Annotated in this window: 18 protein-coding genes and 1 pseudogene; 5 read left to right on the top strand and 14 right to left on the bottom strand. The window is 58.7% G+C overall.

The window, feature by feature from the left end:
• Positions 1-44: 44 nt before the first annotated feature.
• Together U862_RS0116365 and U862_RS0116360 are read right to left on the bottom strand one after the other, a co-directional pair.
• Complete coding sequence (locus U862_RS0116365) at positions 45-1268, bottom strand: methyl-accepting chemotaxis protein (RefSeq protein WP_371262580.1); 1224 nt, start codon at positions 1266-1268, stop codon at positions 45-47.
• A 606-nt stretch (positions 1269-1874) separates the two neighbouring features.
• Complete coding sequence (locus U862_RS0116360) at positions 1875-2279, bottom strand: TraR/DksA family transcriptional regulator (RefSeq protein WP_003225981.1); 405 nt, start codon at positions 2277-2279, stop codon at positions 1875-1877.
• Between the two features lie 439 nt (positions 2280-2718).
• Here U862_RS0116360 and U862_RS0116355 point away from each other — a divergent pair, with 439 nt between their 5' ends.
• Positions 2719-3627, top strand: coding sequence for a MurR/RpiR family transcriptional regulator (locus tag U862_RS0116355; RefSeq protein WP_025111380.1), 909 nt, complete (start codon positions 2719-2721; stop codon positions 3625-3627).
• A 48-nt stretch (positions 3628-3675) separates the two neighbouring features.
• Here the strand turns inward: U862_RS0116355 and U862_RS0116350 are convergent, their stop codons facing one another.
• A complete protein-coding gene (locus tag U862_RS0116350) occupies positions 3676-4923 on the bottom strand; it encodes a hypothetical protein (RefSeq protein ID WP_025111379.1) in 1248 nt (415 codons plus the stop codon).
• Between the two features lie 356 nt (positions 4924-5279).
• On the opposite strand from U862_RS0116350, the gene U862_RS0116345 reads away from it, so the two are divergent.
• The 3 genes from U862_RS0116345 to U862_RS0116335 all read left to right on the top strand — a co-directional run bounded on the left by U862_RS0116345 (position 5280) and on the right by U862_RS0116335 (position 7435).
• Complete coding sequence (locus U862_RS0116345; RefSeq protein WP_025111378.1) at positions 5280-5885, top strand: glutathione S-transferase; 606 nt, start codon at positions 5280-5282, stop codon at positions 5883-5885.
• 2 nt (positions 5886-5887) lie between these two features.
• Positions 5888-6994, top strand: coding sequence for a DNA alkylation repair protein (locus U862_RS0116340; protein ID WP_025111377.1), 1107 nt, complete (start codon positions 5888-5890; stop codon positions 6992-6994).
• Positions 6995-7144: 150 nt separating this feature from the next.
• Positions 7145-7435 (top strand): hypothetical protein, encoded by a 291-nt coding sequence (locus tag U862_RS0116335; RefSeq protein ID WP_025111376.1) that lies wholly within the window; start codon positions 7145-7147, stop codon positions 7433-7435.
• Positions 7436-7449: 14 nt separating this feature from the next.
• Here U862_RS0116335 and U862_RS0116330 read toward each other — a convergent pair whose 3' ends face one another.
• From U862_RS0116330 to U862_RS0116315, 4 genes are all read right to left on the bottom strand, one after another.
• A complete protein-coding gene (locus tag U862_RS0116330) occupies positions 7450-8103 on the bottom strand; it encodes a DUF2931 family protein (RefSeq protein WP_025111375.1) in 654 nt (217 codons plus the stop codon).
• Positions 8103-9644 carry a DUF2235 domain-containing protein gene (locus U862_RS0116325; protein ID WP_025111374.1) on the bottom strand — a complete coding sequence of 514 codons (1542 nt, stop codon included), beginning with the start codon at positions 9642-9644 and terminating at the stop codon, positions 8103-8105. Before U862_RS0116325 ends, U862_RS0116330 begins: the two co-directional genes overlap by 1 nt.
• A gap of 139 nt (positions 9645-9783) precedes the next feature.
• On the bottom strand, positions 9784-10146 hold the full coding sequence (locus U862_RS0116320) for a DUF6124 family protein (protein ID WP_025111373.1): 363 nt from the start codon (positions 10144-10146) through the stop codon (positions 9784-9786).
• A 573-nt stretch (positions 10147-10719) separates the two neighbouring features.
• Positions 10720-11241, bottom strand: coding sequence for a GNAT family N-acetyltransferase (locus tag U862_RS0116315; protein WP_025111372.1), 522 nt, complete (start codon positions 11239-11241; stop codon positions 10720-10722).
• A 229-nt stretch (positions 11242-11470) separates the two neighbouring features.
• Here U862_RS0116315 and U862_RS0116310 point away from each other — a divergent pair, with 229 nt between their 5' ends.
• Positions 11471-11866, top strand: a complete 396-nt coding sequence (locus U862_RS0116310) for a carbohydrate-binding module family 20 domain-containing protein (protein ID WP_025111371.1) — start codon at positions 11471-11473, stop codon at positions 11864-11866.
• 22 nt (positions 11867-11888) lie between these two features.
• Here the strand turns inward: U862_RS0116310 and U862_RS0116305 are convergent, their stop codons facing one another.
• The 7 genes and pseudogenes from U862_RS0116305 to U862_RS0116275 form a co-directional block, all read right to left on the bottom strand.
• Positions 11889-12383, bottom strand: coding sequence for a GNAT family N-acetyltransferase (locus U862_RS0116305; protein WP_025111370.1), 495 nt, complete (start codon positions 12381-12383; stop codon positions 11889-11891).
• Positions 12384-12396: 13 nt separating this feature from the next.
• Positions 12397-12612, bottom strand: a complete 216-nt coding sequence (locus tag U862_RS0116300; RefSeq protein WP_025111369.1) for a DUF4287 domain-containing protein — start codon at positions 12610-12612, stop codon at positions 12397-12399.
• Between the two features lie 244 nt (positions 12613-12856).
• A complete protein-coding gene (locus U862_RS0116295; RefSeq protein ID WP_025111368.1) occupies positions 12857-13435 on the bottom strand; it encodes a LysE family translocator in 579 nt (192 codons plus the stop codon).
• A gap of 68 nt (positions 13436-13503) precedes the next feature.
• Positions 13504-14343 carry an AraC family transcriptional regulator gene (locus tag U862_RS0116290; protein ID WP_025111367.1) on the bottom strand — a complete coding sequence of 280 codons (840 nt, stop codon included), beginning with the start codon at positions 14341-14343 and terminating at the stop codon, positions 13504-13506.
• Between the two features lie 102 nt (positions 14344-14445).
• Positions 14446-15141, bottom strand: a pseudogene (gene arsH / locus U862_RS0116285) (arsenical resistance protein ArsH).
• Between the two features lie 9 nt (positions 15142-15150).
• Positions 15151-15621 carry an arsenate reductase ArsC gene (locus tag U862_RS0116280; RefSeq protein ID WP_025111366.1) on the bottom strand — a complete coding sequence of 157 codons (471 nt, stop codon included), beginning with the start codon at positions 15619-15621 and terminating at the stop codon, positions 15151-15153.
• 26 nt (positions 15622-15647) lie between these two features.
• Positions 15648-15995 carry a metalloregulator ArsR/SmtB family transcription factor gene (locus U862_RS0116275; protein ID WP_025111365.1) on the bottom strand — a complete coding sequence of 116 codons (348 nt, stop codon included), beginning with the start codon at positions 15993-15995 and terminating at the stop codon, positions 15648-15650.
• Between the last annotated feature and the right edge of the window lie 61 nt (positions 15996-16056).

The raw sequence follows: 16056 nt of genomic DNA, 5'->3' as shown, positions 1-16056 counted from the left end.
GCAACGCCGGTGCACAGATTCATTGCACCAGCGGTAATAATCGATCAGCGCGCAGCCTCGGGTTTATAGCCCAGCCGCAACCCGCCCCAGTGCCGGCCCTTGACCATGATCGGCACCGACAAGTCATGCATCAGCTCCCCAGTGTCGCGGGTGTAGGTCTGCAGCAACACCGCCTGTTGATGACTGCCGCAGCGAATGCCGGTGCGGTCGGCGAACTTGCGTTTGGTGCGGTTGCCCACGGCGTCGACCCGCTCGTCACCGGTCAATGGCTGGCTGAACGCCAGATTGTGCGTCGGCACATAGCCCTGCTGCGTGCAGGCGATGGCGAACACCAACCCTTCGTGGCGCGGCAGCAACGGCTCCTGAATCGCCGGCAGAACCTGATCGGTATAGCGGTCGAAACGGGTTTGAAACTTCGCCGGTTGCGTCCCGGGAATCGGCTGATATTGGCGATCGAACAAATCCTCAAGGCTGATCCGCCCCTGCTCGACATCGGCTTCGAACCGCGCCGCAATCTGGCCCGCGCCCTCTCGCGCCAGGTCATAGACCCGCTGGTGATAGTCATCCAGACCGACTTCGGCCAGCCGCTCGCTGATGGTTTCCGCCTGACCTTCCATCTGCACCGCAGCCTCGGCCAGGCGTCGAGTCTGTTGATCGCTGATCGCCAGATCGCTGCGCATTTGCTCGATGGCCTTGAACAGACTGTCGAGTTGCTCACGATTGGTGTCCGCACCACGGGCAATTTCGCCGACCTGAGTTTCCACCCCGGCGGCCAACCGGGCGATGTTTTCCAGGTGCTGCCCGGTGTTTTCCACCTGTTCGACACCGGTCTGCAGATCGCTGGACAGCTCGCGGATCTGCTCCACCACTTGCGCCGTGCGCTGTTGAATGTCGGCGACCATCTCCCCGACCTCGCCGGTCGCCGACGCCGTGCGCGCCGCCAGACCGCGCACCTCATCCGCCACCACCGCAAAACCACGACCATGCTCGCCAGCCCGCGCCGCCTCAATCGCCGCGTTCAGAGCCAGCAGATTGGTCTGGCTGGCAATGGACTGAATCACCAGCGTAACGCGCTGAATGTCATCGCTGCGCAGGCTCAGGGCTTCGATCAGCTCACGGCTCGCATTCGCGCGCTGACTGAGTTGGTGCATGCGCGCAATCGAGTCCACCAGCTCGGTGCGCCCTACCGCGCTGCTGTGATGCGCTTCGCTGGCGGCGTCCAGCGCTTCGCGGCTGAGCTGCGAGGTGGCGTGTTCGGTGGCGATCATCACTTCGGCGTTGCTGACAATCTGCGCCGCCGCGTCGAGCTGCGATTCAAGTTTGCTCGCCAGTTGCTTGACGGAAAACGCCACGCCCGCGGCTGATAGCGCGTTATGACTGGTGGTGTAGGAAAGGTCGCGCGTGAGTTCGGACATGGCGCTGTCGGTATCGACAGGCGCGGCATCGGCGACGGCACGCGAGCGCAGACGTGGCAGCCAGACAATCAGCACCGCCAGCGGCAGGCCGATGTACAACGACCACTCACCCAGCGTCATGCCGACGAGCAACAGCATCAGGGCGATGCTTTGCAGGGTCGGAGCGATCCAGCGGTTTTTCGGCAACAGCACTGGTGCGGGCAAGGCCCCAACCAGAGATCCATCTCTCGTCATATCAACACCCCACGCTTGTTCTCATTGTTGTATCCGCATTAAACGCCACTACATGGCCATTATCCATGGTCCATTAGTCGTGGGCTTGCAGCAGGTCAATGGAACGGCGCGCGCAATATCGCAGACGAACAAATGCAAAGATCGCAGCCCCGTCAGCTCGTGTGGGAGCTGGCGAAGGCTGCGATCTTTTCGGGGCAACCCACATTCATGGGTTACCGCACAGAATCAGGCCTGACGCTGGTGCTTGTCGATCTGCTCGTGACGCTCTTGAGCTTCGATGCAGTACTTGGTGGTCGGGCTGATCAGCAGACGCTTCAGGCCGATGGCCTCGCCGCTGTCGTCGCACCAACCAAAACTGTCTTCCTTGATGCGCTCAAGGGCTTGTTCCAGTTGCGGCAGCATGCGCTGGTCGCGATCGATCGCGTTGACCAGCCAGGTGCGCTCTTCTTCAACCGAAGCCGCGTCCGCCGGGTCGGCCGGGGTGTCCAGGCTTTCGATGGCGATACGGTTTTGCTCAATGCGCTCGTGGGTTTCGACTTTCATGTTCTGCAGCAGCTCAGTGAAGAAAGCGTGCTGCTCGGCATTCATGTAGTCATCTGCCGGCATGGCCAGCAACTTGTCCTTTGTCATTGATATCTCTATAAAAAAACGTGCATTAAGGCGAATTAGGGAGCGTTCCGGCGAACCGTGTCCGGTCGACGAAAAGGCATCGTTTATTGCAAACGCCACCCGGCACTCAATTTACGAAGGGGCGGCAGTCTAAGGCCCGTTTGAGGCCTCAGCAACTGTAAATACTGGGAATTTGTCCGACAACACCCGTAAACAGCTCTGACACAGGCGTCATGGCGGTCATCGGAGTGCGTTTATAGCAAGAAATTCAGTCGAACGGCTGTATATAGAAGACAAACGGCTAACCCAGCGGCAGTTGGTCGCATTTTTTTCAGCCCAGTGGCCCGCGCAGTGCATCGTTTCAGCTGCGCAGACGCCGTAAATCTCGCCCGCAAACCCTCGCAGGCCCACCTATTATCAGCCCACCCACTGAGTGACCGATCAGCCAAAAGGACTCCCCATGCCCCGCCCCGATCTGCCGGCCAACGACGAGCGCCCCCTCGCCAGACCCCCGATCAATGCCGAGCGTCTGCTGCAACTGATCACCGACGAATACGACACCCTGCCGCGCCAACTCAAGCGCATCGCCAGTTACATGAGCCAGCAAAGCGACCGGATCATGGTCGATCGCATCAGCGACATCGCCCGGGAATGCGAGGTGCACCCCTCCGCCATCGTGCGCTTCTCGCAGCGCTTCGGTTTCAGCGGCTTCAGCGAAATGCAGGCGCTGTTCCGCACCGCCTACACCCACAAAGCCTCACCGGTGCAGAACTACCAGCAACGCATCCGCAGCATGATCGCCAACCAGTCGCAACACGCCAGCGACGGCGACCTCGCCCGCGAATGCATCGACGCCACCCGCTCCAGCATCGAACGCCTGGGCCGCGAACTCGACGACGTCGCGTTCGAAAAAGCCGTCGACCTGATCGTCAACGCCGACAACATCTATGTGGTCGGCGTGCGCCGCTCCTTCGCCGTCGCCGATTACCTCGTTTACAACTTGCAACACACTCACAAGCGCATTCACCTGGTGTCCGGCCTTGGCGGCAGTTATCGAGAGCAGATGCGCAGCGTGCGTAGCGGTGATTTGGTGGTCGCCATCAGCTTCACTCCCTACGCCAAGGAAACCCAACACTGCCTGCGCTACGCCCGCCAGCAACAGGCCAACACCCTGACCCTCACCGACAGCCACCTCTCGCCACTGGCGAGGAATGCCAACAGCCTGTTGCTGGTGAATGAGGGGAGCGCGCTGGCATTTCGTTCGTTGAGTGCAACGTTGTGTTTGTGTCAGGCGTTATTTGTGGCGGTGGCGTATCGGCTGGAATTGAATGTGGATGAGATTCACGAGCAAGCGGGGTTTGACGACTGAAAAGCCCGCGTATCGCCGACCTGCCCTGACAGGTCGGCGGTCAACCTGCTACTCCAGGTTGAACTTGATTTCTCTTTTCAATGGGTAGGTAACGATGTTTGGCACCTCGGCAACTTTCCCCGAAGCCAGAAACTCGTCGATGTTGATATTGATCCCCGAGAACCCGATAGCAACCGGATATTCGAATACCTGTCTCAACGTCACCCCTGTCGCAGACGACTTCACAATTGACCCGGTAACACCTGGCATGGCAGGAGTAACGGCTTCCACTCGCTGACGGATCTCCTCATTGACCGTATCAAGCTCAGCCTGCTTTTGATCAATAGCTTCTTGCTTGGCCGCAGGTACGGTGTCTGTCTGTTGAGCATCCGTCGCGGCGGGTTTAGTCTGCCCGGCGCCCTCCTTGGGCACGTCGGCCGCCGCGCCCGATTGCGATGTTCCCTTGCTACTGTCGGTTCCCTTCAGAGCTCTCACTTGCTTTTCCAACGCAGTTTTACGCTCATCCAGGTCAGTCAGTGCCCGTGTCACAGCAGAAAACTGTCCTCCTGCGCTCTCAGTCGATGAGATCACGACATCCAGCGAGCGAGCCAGGTAGACCTGAGTCACCAGAACCAAAACCGGGCTGGACGCATTTTTGTCGCGCTTGGTACTGCTGTTTTCCAGGGCCACTACTGCCTCCTGCAATTTTTCTCGCTGATTCTTGCGGTAATGACTGATGTAATCATCGACGGCCAGATGCGCGTCCGCATATTTCACACCGTAAGTTTCAGCGACCGGTACCGAGTACGAAACCGAATACGCCGACTTGCGTGCCCCTCCAAACAAGGCTGCAATCGAACTATTGGTCACACCCAGCCCCAACTGACTTTCGGCCAGCGAAGCAAACGTGAACCCGGGAAATGCAACAAGACTGTTGATTCTGGTTGTGGTGTCCGGAACAAAAAGGTCGGGAACACTCATTACCTTCGTCTTGCCCGAATCATCCGCAATGGTTTTAGCTGGCTTGATATGGGGGGCTGCTTTCTTCAATTCATTTTCCAACGACATTCGATCAAACCAGATCGAACTCATGTAGTAGTCGGCCGTTTTCAGCTCTGCTCCGGACTTGGCTGCCCTGACGACATACAGATCACCGACTTCAAAATTTGCACGCGGTGGAAAGATCGGCCTGATGCTCAACTGTTCGGTACTGCGTGACCACTCCTCAGCCACCGCGCCTTTCTCCAATCGATCGCTACTACATGCCACCAGTCCAAGAGACAACGTACAGACCGTTAACCGTTGAAACGCACGCATGGTGTGACCCTCCTGACTTTTCTGTGAGCCGATCCGTGCGCAACGCGCAACGATCAACACCTCAACGATCGGGGGGATGAACTGCAGGGAAGTAATACAACCGAGTACTGAATCAGAGGGCCTGAACTCGTTTACCTTTTCCGTCCCTGGTCGATGCTGGCATTTTGAATATAGAACCACCCAAACACCTCGCAAGGCCCGAAAAGCCTTTATTTACGGGTGTTTCATGGGCATTACAGGTTTTGTATCAGTGGCATTACGGTCACCTGACCGAGCCAACCCAGTAGTCAACCGACAACTTTTACCGCTACATTCGGTGTCCATCGCCGGCTTGTGACTTGCCAAAGGAGTTGCACATGAAACTGATCGGAATGCTCGACTCACCCTACGTGCGCCGCGTGGCGATCTCCGCCAAACGCTTGGGGATTGACCTCGAACACGAGTCGGTCTCGGTATTCCGCCACTTCGAGCAATTCCAGCAGATCAACCCGGTGGTCAAGGCGCCCACGCTGATCCTCGACGACGGCGTAGTCCTGATGGACTCCACCCTCATCCTCGACTACCTCGAGACCAGCGCCGGCCAAAGCCTGCTGCCCGCCGACCTCAAACAACGCGCCCACGCCCTGCGCCTGATCGGCCTCAGCCTCGCCGCCTGCGAAAAAGCCGTTCAGCTCTACTACGAACGCAACCTTCGCCCGGCCGACATTCAATACCAACCGTGGGTCGAGCGCGTCGAAGGCCAACTCGCCGCCGCCTTCACTGCCCTCGAACAGGAACTGGAAAAAACCGGCCTGCCCACCGACGGCACCCTCACGCAGGCCGGCATCAGCCTCGCCGTCGCCTGGAGCTTCACCGACCTCGTCGTCCCCGACCAGATCGACACCCGCCGCTACCCGCACATCGCCCAATACACCGCCTACGCCGAAACCCTCGAAGCGTTCGTCAGCACCCCGATGACCTGACCATGAGCACCACCGACACCGCCGCCCCGGCGCTAAAGGAAATCTTCAACGCCGAACGCCTGCAACACATCGCCACAGAAATGAGCGCCGTGTACCCGGCGTTCAAGGCCAAGGCGTTTCTCAAACATGCCAGCAACGGGCTTGCCGACCTGTCGGTGATGCAACGCATGGCCCGCGTCAGCGAAAGCCTGCACGCCGTGCTGCCACTGGACTACGAAGATTCCCTCGAAGTCCTGCGCGAACTCGCCCCCCGCCTCAACAGCGGATTCGTCAGCATGTGCCTGCCGCACTACGTCGCCAGCTACGGCGGCCACGCGTTCGATACCTCAATGGCAGCGCTGAAATACTTCACCACCTTCGGCTCCTCCGAATTCGCCATCCGCCACTTCCTGCGCAGCGACCTCGAACGCTCGCTGGAACTGATGCACGACTGGACCCAGGACGAAAACCACCACGTCCGCCGCCTGGCCAGCGAAGGCAGCCGCCCTCGCCTGCCGTGGTCGTTTCGCCTGGAAGCGATGCAGGCCAATCCACAACTCGCCGCCGGGATACTGGATCGGTTGAAGGCGGACGAGAGTTTGTACGTGCGCAAGTCCGTGGCGAATCATTTGAATGACGTGACCAAGGAGCATCCGGAGTGGGTGCTGAACACGATTGAAGCGTGGTCACTGGAGAACAAGCACACGGCGTGGATTGCCAAGCATGCGTTGCGCAGCTTGATCAAACAGGGAGATTTAAGGGCGCTGACGGTGATTGGCGCGGGGGCCAAGGCTGAGGTTGAGTTGTTGAATGTGCGAGTTGAGCCGGCGGCGGTGAGGTTGGGAGAAGCGATTACTTTGTCGTTTACGGTGAAGTCGACGGTGGCGCATGAGCAGCGGTTGGTGATTGATTATGCGATTGACTATGTGAAGGCGAATGGCGGGGTTTCGGGGAAGGTTTTCAAGTTGAAGACGGTGGTGTTGGCGGGGCTTGAGAGTGTGGTTGTGGGGAGGCGGCAGGTGATCAAGGACTTTACGACGCGGAAGCATTTTGTGGGGCGGCATGGGGTGCGGGTGATGGTGAATGGGGAGGTGTTGGGTAGTGCTGCGTTTGAGATCGTTGCTGGATGAGGTCTCGGGTGGATTCGTTGATCTGGTAGTACTCGGACTGATGGGGAATTACGGATGGGCCTGCTTTCGGCCAGAAGCAGGCATTCGAGAATCGTGCGCTCGCAGTCATGTTATGGTTAGAAACTGAAAGGTAACGTACGAAAATCAAACATGGATCTGGTTCAGCTCGCCCCTGCGACATATCACACTACGGACGACTACTGGGATCTTCTTCGCGCAGGAGATGGCTCAATCTATCTCCTCGTCAACTGCGAGGCGTCTTTTGTGAGTTACGAATGCCTGATTAAGCTCAACGATGAGGAATTACGCGACTACCGAGGCTTGGGCTGGCTATCCATTCAGCACCTGGCTAACCGAATCAATTACTTTGTCGATGATTACAATGGCCGCCGGATCACGGGCCCTTTGCTCGAAGCAGCCATTCAGGCTTCGAAGCTCTAAGCATCACCGACCGTTTACCAACTCCCATAAGGGATGCCGAATTTCTCGATATAGCGTTTGGATTTTTCGCTGACCGGATATGCGTACCGCCCTTGGTTCTTACCTTGACTAGGGCCTAGCGGTTCAACCTCTGCCTGTGCTCTGGCGACTTTGACAGGGTGGTGGCATGAGTCTCGAACCCAGACTTGCACAACGCCGCCGGGAGCCAGGCCCAAGTAGAGAGACGCGTTATAGCGCCCCTCTTGTTCAGGTGTTTTGGCGCAGCGCTTATTGACGGACGCAAGCATGAGTTGTCTGGCTTCCTCTGGGATATCTACCCAGGCCTTGTACGTTTGCGGTTCAACAATGGATTGCCAACGGACATAGATCCGTTTGGGAAGATCAGCACCAACAACACTTTTTCCGGTGCTTCCCACGCCGTGCCAACCACGAGCAGAGTCTGTGCCATCTTCCGGTTGGCCGCCTGAGGCGGATCCTCCGCCAGTGTGCAAGAACGTCTCGCCCTTGATGTCTTCCACAGCTGTGTCCTCTACCCAAACCTTCATGTAATGAGGCTCGGTGAACGCGAGTTCCCACCATGGAGACTTCGGATCATTTTTTGTTGAAAGCGGATCGGCATGACAGCCGGTCATGAGGACTGCACAGAGCAGGCTTGTTAGAAGTCTCATCAAAAAAGCGTCCAATCGGGTACGTGGGGATGTTGTACGCGTATGCCGTCAGGGGTGGGGGCGTTGATGTACACGGCTCTCACACCGCTTCCATCTCTCCTGCCTAGTGGATGGTTCCAGTTTGCGGACGTGTGAATGTACTTGAGTTTGAGCATTTGCTCCTCTTGTAGCGTAATGCGGTAGTCACCAGCGACAAATCGATCACACATAGCTTGCAGTTCTGAAGGAAGCGCCAGATCAGGTGTGTCTGAAATGTCGTTGAAACGAACGCCTTTATCTTTCGCCATTTTATGCATCACACGCAGATAGACTCGGGACAGCAAGCCCCTGACCGGACGCTTGAGCTGTACGGCGGCATAGACGTGTTTGACACGTGGGCTCATTCGATCTTGCGGACTGTTCGGCATCAACAGCGCAGGTGGCGTGACGATTTCCAGCATCTCAGATGGCCAGCCATCCGCTATCCACTGATTTCTTACTGTCACCGCATCGCGGTAAATCGAAGTGGTGAGAACATCGGTTTGTAGAGGGACTTCTAGTGCTTGCATAGGGCTGACAAGCACACACTCCTGCGCTTCGTCGAGGTAACTACCTCCGATATCGGAGTGAACACCTGGCAAAGTAATCTCCAGATGAGCAGGTTTTACACGGCTGAGGGCAAAGTTGCCTCGGCATTCATCACGCGCAACCAAATGGACGACGTCGGTGAAAAAACGACGATCCAGGTAAAGCTTGATACCCGTTGCAATGGGACTTTTCACGTTGCCGAAATTGGACCAACCAGCTATTGACGGAACTGTATCGAACAGCCCGATAAAGCCCATTCTGATATCGGCATTATATTGATCAATAAAGGTCTTGCTGAACGCCTCAGGGTTGCTCCGTAGCACTTCACCTAAAGGACCTTGCTTGCCACGCACGACTTCATTGGAAAAGTGCCGGGCAGCAGCTGCACCACGGCTGAATCCAAATGTGTCGAAGGTCAGCGAAGTCACTTCGCTACCCGGGTTATCGTTCAAGAGTTCTTTGATACGTAATTTGATCGATGCAAACGAAGACTGAACCCTACTTGCAACTCCGGTCTCACCTCGCCCGGTGCCACCCCCAAGGGAGCTATCTTCCTTACCCGCTTGGGTGCCAATACCCTCTACATAAATCATGCGGAAAGCTTTCTTTCGGAGCCCCTCACCTTCGGCCCCCTCTGGGGCATCGTAGAGCTCACTCAGTTTTTTAACATTGGTAGGGCCCGCGCCATAGCTACTGTCCGGATCCTTCATATAGGGCTGACAGCTAGCAGGAATATCCTGCGGCGCAATCGGATGCTGCGCACCGCACAGCAACCCCGCCGCCGTGTTATTCGCATTGTTGCCGGTACCATCAAAGAACACCCCAATCCTCAACGCAATGCCGATTTTCTCAGGCTCGCGCGCAGGTTCTTTCCCGTGTTTCTCATACTCGGCCCAACGCTGGGCATGAATGTCGACGGGTTTGGCTTCTTCGTAGCGGTGGTTTTTGGGCGGGTTGGGAACGTAGCCACTCAATCCTTGATTTCCTTGTTCTGATCCTTGAGAACGGGCCGAAGGGTGACAGCCGAGGCTTGGGGGCGCAAGGCGTGGCCGTGTGCCAGCGGGTTAGATGTCGCTGGGTGCGACGAGGGTTTGGGCTCGTCGCACCGGGTGGTTAGTGGGCGATTTCGACGTTGTCGAGTGCCTGGTTTACGGCGAGTTCGCCGAGCATCACGACTTGGGCGATCCCCAGTGCGGTTTTGCGGTGGGAGGTGTCGAGCATGGCGGCGAAGTTGTTGAGCATTTCGCTGGCGGAGCCGAGGGTTTCGCTGGCGTTGGCGAGCAGGGATTCGGTGTCGCACTTGGGGTTGGCGAGGTACATGGGTTCGGGTTTGTGGGTGCTGGCCATGATTTGGCTGGCCGGGGTGAGGTAGTGGTCGAGGGCGCGTTCTGCGGCTTCGTGGAGTTTTTTGGAATCGAGGGTTTCGTAGGGGGATGCGAGGTCGGTTTCTGGGGGATTGGGTGTTGGTTTGATCATGGTGAAACTCCTAGTTATTGAAGAGGAGCCTTCACCTTCGCTACCAAACGAAGGGTGGCGGCCACACGCGGGTTGGTAGACCGGTAACTAGGACCCGGCACACCCGAAGGTGTCCTGCGCATGGCCACCATTGAGCAGCGACCTGATGAGGTCTGCGAACGGTGCGCGATGCGACTAGTTATGGCGGGCTACCAAACCCGATCACTGTTTTTCAGTGACCGACAGACGATAGAACCCACGCCCTAGACGCACAAGCCGGCGGATTCTGGCTTAGTCGTAGCCGATGGCGCAAGGCGTTGTAGGGCGTAGGTGGTTACTGGAGGCTTCGTTTAAACAGTGGTGGTTTTACTGTTTATTTCGGTCAGGGGTTGATGGGGTGACTGGGTGGGCGTCTTCGCGAGCAAGCCTGCTCCCACAGGGGATTTTGGCTGGGTTTGGATTGGTGGTGGCTGGGCGTGTGCCATCGCTAGCAGGCTAGCTCCCACAGGTTTTTTTGGTTGGTTTGGGATTTGGGGGGCTGGGCTGGCGTTATCGCGAGCAGGCTCACTCCTACAAGGGAAGGATGTGATCGGATTAGCGGGCCTCTTGTTGGATTTTGAATACCAGGCTGGGGGCTTTGTTCGGGACGTCGTCCAGCAGGTCGAAACGACGCATGCCGATTTTCTCCAGGACGCGGATGGATGCGACATGATCGGGTCTGACCAGGCCGTATACCTCGAGCAATCCCAGGTGGTCGAAGGCATGGGTCAGCGCGGCTTGCGCGGCCTCTGTTGCGTAGCCCTGGCCCCATGCTTCAACGGCGAAGCGATAGCCGAGGTTAATCACCGATTTACCCAGGTAGTCATGGGCGGCGATGCCGGCGAATCCGAGGATGTGTTCAGGATCTTGTGCGCTGCTGATCGCCCACCATCCGTAGCCGTGGGTCGCCCAGTGTTGCAGCCAGCGGTCCAGCAATGCTTCGGCCTGGGCGATGTCGGTCATGGGGCCGGCGGGGTTGAACAGGTTGGTTTGCGAGTCGCCGAAGATTGCGAAAACGGTGGGCAGGTCTGCAGGCTGTGGGCGTCTGTAGGTCAGGCGTGAGGGTGTGTCCGACATGTTCAATACCTTGGGGTTTTGGGTGACTCAGCCAGTGATGGGCTGGCGGGACTGACGTCTTCGAGCAAGCCTGCTCCCACAGAAATTGTGCATGGCTTGGGCGCCTGTGGGAATAAGGCGCAACTGCCGGTATCGCAAAGGAGTCTGATGGACTGTCAGTTCTTACAGGTCTCTTTGGGTTTGCGCACGGCTAAGCTGGCTTGGCTGAAGCTGAACCAAGGAATTGATCATGAACCGCATTCGTTACTTGTTGCCACTGAGTGCCCTGCTGCTGGCCTTGCCGCCTATATACGGTTATGCCGGCGCCACCTGGACGTACATTTCGCTCGAGGCGAATTTTCGTTGTGATAACGGCGTGACGACGCAGGGCTATAGCGTTTATGCAGTGGGCGATCGGCCGGAGTTAGGGAACTGGGACGCGGCAAAGGCGGTTCGCCTCACTGCTTCCTCTCCCTCTTGGTCCGGCTTGATAAAGTTCAGCAACGCGAAACCCGGTGATGTCGTGGAGTGGAAATGCATCGTCCGCAATGACAGCAACCCCAGCGACGCGACCTGGCAAACAGCCCCCAACAATCGAGTTACGCTGGCTTTCAGCCCAACGCCTCTGACGACTGGAAGCTTCTGATGCGACTGCATGAGCACCGCGGTTACAAGCGCGAACTCTGGCTTCGATGGCGCGTCATGTTGATCAGTGCCACACGCCTGCCACCCGGCGCCGGGCGCTCTTCAATGGAGAACGGCACGAAGCCCAGTTTCGGGTAGAGCAGCAACCCGGCGGTGTTTTCGTTGAAGCAGGAAAGCTGCACTTCCCTGGCCTGATACTTTTCGAAGCCGACGGCGGTCATGGTTTCGACAATGTATCGAGCGACACCCTGGCCACGGGCGTAAGGCGCAACGATGACGTTGCCGATGCAGCAGACGCCGTTGTTTTCAGCACGGTAGAAGTTGGCGAAACCAACGAACTCGCCGTTGGCCAGAAACGCCGTGGAGTCGAAGCGCTGGCTGATCGCGCTGTGCATCTGTTCTTCCGTCAGCGGGTACTGGGCTTTTGGGAACATGAAGTACAGCTCTTGAACGCCCTGCGGAAAGCCGCACAAGGTTTTGACATCGTCGGCCGTCACCGGCCGGTGGGAGAAATTCATCGCTGCCCCACCCTCACTGTTTGCCATTGGCCAGGTGATGCGCGACCAGCGCGTTGGCATGGCCATGGCCCATGCCGTGTTCTTCCTTGAGCCACGCCACCAGTGCCATGTGTTTCTTGCCGGTGAGGCCGGCGAGCAGGTTCAGCCAGTGATCGATGGGCTGGCCGTACTTCTTTTCAATGGACGGGAAGTACGACGCCGGGCCTTTTACCTTGTTGTCTTCGCTCATGCTGCAAGCTCCCTTGGGTCACGACGGAGGGTCGGCGGACGCTCCTTGTCGGCATGCCATAGAGTGGACGCGAAGTGCGGTTCCGGCAACTGCCACCGTTCTGCCAGAAAACACAAAACCCTGTGGGAGCGGGCTTGCTCGCGAAGACGGTGTGTCAGTCAACATCTGTGTGAATGACACACCGCCTTCGCGAGCAAGCCCGCTCCCACAAGGGGGCGTGTCTGGACTGGAAGTTTGCGCCCGCTCAGCGGTGCAGCAACGCAGCCGCCGATGAAATCACCAGCAGCACCGCCAGAATCCGGTTCAACCACTGCAACTGCGCCGGGTTACTCAGCCAGCGCGCCGCGCCTCGGCCGAGCAGCGCCCAGAGCGCCAGACACGGCAACGACACCAGAAAAAACGCCAGGCACAACGCATTCAACCCCTGCCCTTGCGCGGTAAACACACTGATCACGGCAATCGCCATCATCCACGACTTGGGATTGACCCACTGCAACAGCGCAGCACCGACCAGCCCCAGTTCTGGTTTTTGCACGTCGGCGGCGGGATCGATGGCCGTGGCCGGCGCGGTGAAGATCTGCCACGCCAGCCACAGCATCCAGCACATTCCAAGCGCACTGATCACCGGGCGCACGCCGGGCAGCATCAGCGTACTGGCACCCGCACCGGCAACCCACACCAATGACGCCGCACCCGCCCCCGCGCCGAGAATGATCGGCAGGCATGGCCGCCAGCCACGTCGGGCACTGGTGCTGAGTACGATCAGGTTGGTCGGCCCCGGGGTGATCGAGGCAACGAAAGCAAAGAGGATGAATGCAAGCATGGCACGGCCCTGTAGAAAGTCAGGGCCTACTGTGGCGGTAGCGCAGGGTGGCGGTCTTGAACGTTTGTTCAGCGTCGACAGGTGCCGATGGCACGCTGTTGATAGGCACCCGGCGTGATGCCGTAGGCGCGCACGAACCAACGACCCAAGTGACTTTGATCGGCGAAACCGAGCCTGCTCGCCACTTCAACCGGTTGCACCCCGGCGGCGAGCAACTGCCGGCCACGGATCAGCCGCAACTGGATCAGCCACGCATGCGGCGCCAGGCCATAAGCCGCCTTGAAGGCGCGAGTCAGGCGAAAGCGATCGGTGCCGCAGACTTCGGCAAGGGTGTGCAGGCTGATGTCCTGCTCGTGATAGGCCATCAGGTAGTCCCGCGCCTGCCGGGCAATCAGCGGCGCCCGCAGCGTGGCGGCTGGCTGCGGGCGTCGATAGAGGTGCAGCGCCAGACGTTCGAGCAGCGCATCCAGCGCCACTTCGCGGACCATGCGCACGTCCTGTTTATGCAGGGCGTTGAAGGCAAACAAGGTGGCTCGGGCCAACTCGGGATCATCGTTGAGCACCGTGCCAATACCCGGCAAGCCGCCCGCGCAGCCGTCCAGTTGCAGGCCGTCCAGCGCCTGTTCCAGCCACGCCGGTTGCAGGTACAACATGCGATAGGTGAAGCCGTCCGGACTCGGCGCATCGCCGTCATGAATGTCCCCGGGTTCGAGCATGAAGACTTTGCCCGGGGTACTGTCATGCCGTGCCCGGCGGCTGTTGAAGCGCTGCACGCCTTGTTCGGTGAAGCCGATCAGGTAGGTCTCATGCCAGTGTGGATCGTAGGCGTGCGCGTGCCCGGCGAAATGCGCGTGCAGGGTTTCGATGCCGGTTTCCCGGTCGTGGGCAAGGTCGATCCAGTTGCTCATGGCTTGAATACGGTAATGGGCTGGCGCCAGTAATCCATAAATGCCTGTGAACGGCTAGAACGTTTGTGCACGGCCCGACCGACGAATGCGAGTCGCGGCGCTTCAGATCGAGCGCTGATTGACCCGGGCCATCAGTTGCTCGGCGCTCTCCTTGCGTTCGGAATAGCGGTCCACCAGATCGTCCTGGCGGTCGCGCAGCAGCACGGTGAACTTGACCAGTTCTTCCATCACATCGACCACGCGATCATAGAACGGCGACGGTTTCATCCGTCCCGCCTCGTCGAATTCCATGTAAGCCTTGGGCACCGAAGACTGATTGGGGATGGTGAACATGCGCATCCAGCGCCCCAACACGCGCAATTGGTTGACCACGTTGAATGATTGCGAACCGCCGCAGACCTGCATCACCGCGAGGGTTTTGCCCTGGGTCGGGCGGACCGCGCCGAGCTCCAGCGGAACCCAGTCGATCTGCGCCTTGAACACCGCCGACATCGCGCCGTGGCGTTCCGGCGAGCACCAGACCTGGCCTTCCGACCACAACACCAGATCACGCAGTTCCTGAACCTTGGGATGATCGACCGGTGCATCGTCCGGCAACGGCAAACCGGACGGATTGAACACCCGGGTTTCAGCACCGAAGTGCTCCAGCAAGCGCGCGGCCTCTTCCACCAGCAGACGGCTGAAGGAGCGTTCGCGGGTCGAGCTTTAGAGCAACAGGATGCGCGGTTTGTGCTGATCCGGCGCGGCTGTTCGACCTTCGAACAGGCTCAGGTCGAGGTTGGGCAGATGCTCTGACATAAATCCTCCTTACCGCGCGCCGATGCCATCAAGCGCGGTTTTCAATTGGTCGCGGCTGAGGCGATTGAATGGCAGGTCGAGGAAGGCTTTGCAGCGCCGCTCGATGTGCGCCAGCGTGGCGCGGAACGCTGCGTCTGTCGCCGCATCATCGCCCTGCACATCGGAGGGATCTTCCAGTCCCCAATGGCTTTTCAGCGCCGGGCCGAAGTACACCGGGCAGCTTTCCCCGGCGGCCTTGTCGCACACGGTGATGACGATGTCCGGTGGGCAACTTTCGAAGGCGTCGTTGCCATTGCTGTACAAGCCGTCAATCGAAATCCCGGCCTGCTGCAAGGTGCTCAGGCTGCGTGGCAACACCTGGCCCCTGGGGAAACTGCCGGAGCTCAGCGCCTCGAAACCGGGCGGCGCGAGGTGATTGAACAGGGCTTCGGAAAGAATGCTGCGGCAACTGTTGGCCGTGCACATGAATAGGACTCGCATGGATGGCTCCGGAAAATGTCAGGGGTTCAGCAGCAGGCGGTTTCGCGGGCAGGCCGGCCATCCATGTTGTGCAGGCGGCAGGCGTTGTCCTTGAGCCAGTCGGCGTTGGCCTTCGCGGTAACTTGCAGGATCTGCTGCACCCAACCCGGCAGCTGCGGATTGAGCCGGTAATACACCCACTGACCCTGACGGCGATCAAGCAACAAACCGTTGCTGCGCAGTTGCGCCAGATGGCGGCTGATTTTCGGCTGGCTGTCGTCGAGCGCCCACATCAGCTCGCACACACACAGCTCACCCTGTTCGGCAATCAGCAGAGTGGCGCGGACACGGGTTTCATCGGCCAGGCTTTTGAACAGCTCGGTGGGCGTGAGCATGGGGCGGACTCGAACATATGGAAAATCGAATATATGAATATCCATATATAAATCAATCCCG

It is taken from the genome of Pseudomonas sp. H1h (assembly GCF_000633255.1).
Taxonomy (GTDB): Bacteria; Pseudomonadota; Gammaproteobacteria; order Pseudomonadales; family Pseudomonadaceae; genus Aquipseudomonas.
This window is presented reverse-complemented; position numbering and strand designations above follow the sequence as displayed.